The organism is Sphingobacterium cavernae (assembly GCF_008520265.1).
GTDB classification, from domain to species: Bacteria; Bacteroidota; Bacteroidia; order Sphingobacteriales; family Sphingobacteriaceae; genus Sphingobacterium; species Sphingobacterium cavernae.
This window is the reverse complement of sequence record NZ_VIQM01000091.1, coordinates 1-5,309: the sequence shown is the minus strand read 5'-3', so window position 1 is coordinate 5,309 and position 5,309 is coordinate 1. Positions and strand designations below refer to the sequence as shown.

The window sequence follows — 5,309 nt, the reverse complement described above, 5'->3', positions numbered from 1 at the left end:
ACAGAGCCCCTAACAACGCTCAGCTCGACTGCCATGATCTTAAATGAATCATCAAATTTTCTATGCATCTCTACAAATTTAAAATTACTTATTAAATCTGTCTCGCACTAAAGGTAGCAACTCCAGTAGCAATTGCAGCTTCTAAACTAGAGAATGTAAGTTGATGTCTGTCTAAACCATTGATTATAGGCATAAAACCGTGAATTATGAATACCTTATGAATTTATGAAATATTAACTATATTTGAAAGGAGTTTGTGTACTTTTTTCACAGACTGACGTTACCCAACATAATAAAGAAATGGACAGCGTATAAATAAAACTATAAATTAAGTATTTTTGAGAAACACTAAAAAAATACAATTATGGGAAAAGTTTTGAAAATAAGCATCTTTCTAGCATTCTTTTCGATTACATTTTTTTCTTGCAGCGATGTAAGCAAAAAAGTTGACGAAAAGATGGAACAGTTACTAAAAAAAACAGAATCATTAGACTCATTGCTAAACCAAGAGGTCGATAAAGTTCTAACTCTCGATTCGCTAATCGATAAAGAACATCAAAAGGTAATAAAACTTGATTCACTTATACAGAAATCATCCACTAAACTTGATTCTGTAGTTAATAAAGTTACAAAACCTTTAAGCAAATAATTATTAACCAACTAAATACTAAAAAAATGAAATGTCCAAATTGCAAAGATGTAAATCTGGTTATGACAGACCGTAACGGAATAGAGATTGACTACTGTCCTGAATGCCGAGGTGTTTGGCTTGACCGCGGTGAACTTGATAAAATCATTGAACGGACAACTCAAAATCTTAAAATCCCACAAGACGATATGTTTCATGGCAAGCAATATCATTCAAGGGACAATGATTATCGTTACAAAAAAAAGAAAGGACTCTTAGGAGAGCTTTTTGACTTTTAAAAGTAATTCTATTGAATCTGTTTGGAAATAATTTATTTTTATGTCACAAGAGTTGCAAGTTAAAAATAGAGAATTAGTTGTCTTTTTGAAAAAAGATGATTTTTTTGACAATACATTATTAGAAAAAGTAAAAAAAATAATTAGTAAAATACCTGACAGAAATCTGACATTATCTGAAATAATAAACCTATTAGGAAACGACGGTTTATTAATATTTGCATCAATATTATCTATAATATTTCTAATTCCGGTATCAATACCTGGTTTCAGTACTGTATTTGGGATTTTCATCTTTTTTATAGGAATAAGTAATCTAACAAATAAAAGCTTATGGCTACCTTCCTCTATAAAAAATAAGTCATTTCCAGCCGAAAAGTTACGCATTGCTCTAAACAAAGGATTAAAGTGGTTCCATTATTTAGAAAAAATGAGTAAGCCGCATCGACTTAGTCTCCTTATATGCAACAAAATTGCTAGTACAATCAATGGTTTTTTGATTTTATTTGGTTCTATTTTGCTAATGGTACCATTGGGATTAATGCCCTTTAGTAATACTTTGCCTGCATTAATTATTCTTTTTCTATCAATAGGAATTATTCAGAAGGATGGAATTATAATTCTTCTTGGATATTTTTCCGTTTTGGGAGCTTTTATATATTTTGGATTATTTTTTTCGACTATAATTTTAGCTTTAAAAAAAATAGTTGAAAGCATTACATTGTAGATTTTTATTAACAACCATACATTATTATTCATCAAGATGTTGAAAAACGAAAGCGGAAAATGGCATGCCATTGACTATAAAGAGGTTCTTGAAAATTTCGAAAGTTCATTACAGGGGCTTGAATTGGAAGAAGTAAATAAAAGACGACAGAAGTACGGATTAAACGAACTTAAACGTAAAAATAAAGATGGAATTTTAAAAGTGCTTTGGCGGCAAATTAACAATCCATTGATTTGGGTTTTAATTGGTTCAAGCACGTTGGCTACCGCATTGGGTAAAATTACCGATGGAATGGTAGTGCTTGCCGTAGTGGTAGTAAACTCAATTATTGGCTTTATTCAGGAATACAAAGCAGGTAAAGCCATTGAAGCTCTAAGTAACATGGTTCCCGAAAATGCTACAGTAATTCGAAATGGCAATATAATAACCATACCTGTTTCTGAGATTGTTCCCGGCGATATTGTTCAGGTGGCTGCCGGCGACCGCATCCCTGCCGACATGAGGATAATACAGCAAAAAAACCTACAAGTAGAAGAAGCTGCTTTAACAGGAGAATCGGTGCCGTCTCAAAAAACTACCGAAGCTGTAACTCCCGATGCTGTAATTGGCGACAGAAAATGTATGGTATATAGTGGCACTTTAGTAGTTTCAGGCACTGCTACGGCAGTGGTTGTAAAAACGGGTATGGATACCGAACTTGGTAAAATATCCGATATGCTTAACGAAACCGTTGATTTAGATACGCCATTAACAAAAAAGTTAGGTGTTATTGGCAAATACTTAACCATTGGTATTGTTGCTATCACTGCAATTATTATGTTTATTGGAACATACCGTGCATTGGGGCAAGGGGTATTATTGTTCGATGCACTTAAAGAAAGCTTAATTTTTGCAATAGCTTTGGCAGTTGGTGCTATCCCTGAAGGTCTCCCGGCTGTTGTTACCATTTCCCTTGCCATTGGGGTACAACGTATGGCAAAACGAAACGCCATTATTCGTAAACTTCCTGCGGTTGAAACTTTAGGAAGTACAACTGTTATTTGCTCTGATAAAACTGGAACACTTACACGAAACGAAATGACTGTAAGTGAATTGTGGAACTATAACTATAGCATACAAGTAACAGGTGTTGGTTATCATAAAGCTGGTGTTTTCAAACAAAACAATGCTGAACTAGCAGCTTTACCCGAAGATATGTTGCTTTTGCTTAAAAAAGCTGTGCTTTGTAGTGATGCAAATGTGCTTTATACCGCAAACGAATACAGTATCTCGGGCGACCCTACCGAGGTTGCTTTGGTCGTTGCAGCTGCAAAAGCGGGGATTTCAATTGATGGTTTACGTCAGGAAATACCAAGAAAAGATGTTGTGCCTTTCGACTCTGAAAAGCAATACATGGCAACCCTTAACGACAATATTATTCTTAAAGGGGCACCAGAGGTTGTGCTAAAACGTTGTTCAACACATGTTGGTGGTGTAAACTTGGATACACAAAAGATTATTTCTCAAATAGAATTGCTTGGTTCGAAAGGGATGCGAGTGCTTGCCATAGCTCAAAAAACTCAAAGTAAAAGTGATGAAATATCGGTAGATGATATTGAAAACGGATTTGAGTTTATCGGCTTGATAGGTATGATTGACCCGCCACGCACCGAAGCAATCGAAGCTATAAAAGCATGTCATAATGCGGGAATAACAGTAAAAATGATTACTGGCGACCACCATGCCACAGCACGTGCTATTGGCATGGAATTAAACCTCTCGGCCAATGGGACTGTTGTAACAGGAGTGGATTTGTCGAAAATGAGCGATGCTGAACTTGATAAAACCATACAATCAACCAATATTTTTGCCCGTGTAGCCCCCGAACACAAACTTCGTTTGGTAAAAGCCTTGCAAAAAGCCAATGATGTTGTTGCAATGACCGGTGATGGCGTAAACGATGCCCCATCGCTCAAGCAATCAAATGTTGGTGTTGCGATGGGAATTACCGGAACTTCTGTGTCGAAAGAATCTGCAGACATTGTACTTGCCGATGATAATTTTTCGAGTATAGCAGCAGCTGTTGAAGAAGGGCGAAGGGTTTACGACAATCTGCTAAAGTCTCTCGCATTCTTGCTTCCAACCAACTTGGGACTTGCATTTATATTGATTTATGGCATTATATTCTTTCCTTTTAATCCTATAACGAAAGAACTATTGCTTCCTATGTTGCCAGTACAATTGTTGTGGATAAACTTGGTTGCAGCCATAGCATTGGCTTTGCCGCTTGCATTCGAAGTAAAAGAACCTAATGTAATGAACCGTCCCCCTCGTAAACCCGATGAAGCTCTTTTCAACGGATTTGTAACTTTTAGGGTGTTTTTTGTTTCGATACTTATGACAGTTGGAACTATCGTGCTTTTTAGCTGGGAGTACTCTTATTCACTTTCAACCGGAATGGCACAAACAGATGCGTTGGCTCGTTCCCAAAGTATAGCAGTAACATTTATTATATTTTTCCAAATATTTTATTTGATAAACTGTAGGTCTCTGAAAGAATCGGTTTTTAAAATTGGTCTTTTCAGTAATGGCTTTATCTTTTTGGGTATTGGGTCAATAATGCTTCTGCAAGCAATGTTTTTATACACCCCGTTTATGCAAAAAGTGTTTGGAACAGCGTCTCTCGATGGGAAAGGTTTATTTATTTCGTTTGTAGCTGGTTCATTGATTTTTGTTGTAATTAGTATCGAAAAATGGATTCTAAGAGAGTTGTTAAATAAAAAGAAAAAAGAGAGTTAATAATGTTTTAATAATGAATTTAAAAATAAAAAAATGACGTTGGGTAATCGAGTAGACGGCTCCGCCAGAAACTTACGGAGTGCGCCTCTCAACTTAGCGAAGCGATATCTTGAAATACCTATAAAAAATAAACACTTATTTCAAACACCACCGAGCGTACGGGTCACGTACTCGGCGGTTCGCAAAGAGATGGGTTAAGCTGTAAATGTAATTCGGTTAAGGAAATATAACCTCTTTTCTTCAAGCGTTGTAAAGTAATGGTAGTGCCTAAAATAGGACTTTGTGCTATTGCCCAACCACCTTTTCTCGTTCTGCTCCAAGCGTAGGCATGGTCTTGGTCTACACCTAATCGAATCAGGTTTTTCCTTTTCCTTTCGGGTTTTTTCCAATGATGCCAAATGCAGTAGCGCAGTCGGTTTCGTAGCCAACCGTCTAAATCGCTTAATTTACCTAAAATACTTGTGCCTTGAAAATAGTTTAACCATCCTCGTTGCACTTCTTTTATCTTGGCAATACGCTCTTCAAAGGTGGCAGGTGTAGTTTTTCGAGTGATTGTTTTAAGTCGTTCTTTTAGTTTCTTCCATGCTTTTTCCGATACAATGAGTTGGTATTGATTCTTGCTTCCTTTCTCGTACGTAGACACAAATCCAAAACCCAAAATTGTGAAGTTGATTGGTTTTCTAATCCCGCTCTTTTCTTCATTTATAGTTAATTTGAGTTTGTTTTTCAGAAACTTTTCAATTACCACTCTAGTAACCTGAATTCGATTATTAATTGTATTTAAAATTGCAATCATGGTGGTAAATGTTTATATTTAAGTATCTGAAATTCAAATATTTAACAATATACCAGACCATGATTACATACGATAAAGTTACCG

General features: G+C 35.8%; 5 protein-coding genes. 4 read left to right on the top strand and 1 reads right to left on the bottom strand.

The window, feature by feature from the left end:
- Positions 1-364: 364 nt before the first annotated feature.
- Genes FLS47_RS16135 through FLS47_RS16120 form a run of 4 tightly spaced genes read left to right on the top strand, consistent with a single transcriptional unit; the run spans position 365 to position 4,429 of the window.
- Complete coding sequence (locus tag FLS47_RS16135) at positions 365-649, top strand: hypothetical protein (RefSeq protein ID WP_068179644.1); 285 nt, start codon at positions 365-367, stop codon at positions 647-649.
- A gap of 26 nt (positions 650-675) precedes the next feature.
- Positions 676-927: a TFIIB-type zinc ribbon-containing protein gene (locus FLS47_RS16130; protein ID WP_068179646.1), complete on the top strand. Its 252-nt coding sequence runs from the start codon at positions 676-678 to the stop codon at positions 925-927.
- 40 nt (positions 928-967) lie between these two features.
- Positions 968-1,651 carry an exopolysaccharide biosynthesis protein gene (locus FLS47_RS16125; protein WP_149915359.1) on the top strand — a complete coding sequence of 228 codons (684 nt, stop codon included), beginning with the start codon at positions 968-970 and terminating at the stop codon, positions 1,649-1,651.
- 36 nt (positions 1,652-1,687) lie between these two features.
- On the top strand, positions 1,688-4,429 hold the full coding sequence (locus FLS47_RS16120) for a cation-translocating P-type ATPase (RefSeq protein WP_149915358.1): 2,742 nt from the start codon (positions 1,688-1,690) through the stop codon (positions 4,427-4,429).
- Positions 4,430-4,592: 163 nt separating this feature from the next.
- Here FLS47_RS16120 and FLS47_RS16115 read toward each other — a convergent pair whose 3' ends face one another.
- Entirely contained in the window at positions 4,593-5,225 is a 633-nt protein-coding gene (locus FLS47_RS16115) for a group II intron maturase-specific domain-containing protein (RefSeq protein ID WP_223225375.1), read from the bottom strand.
- Positions 5,226-5,309 lie beyond the last annotated feature (84 nt).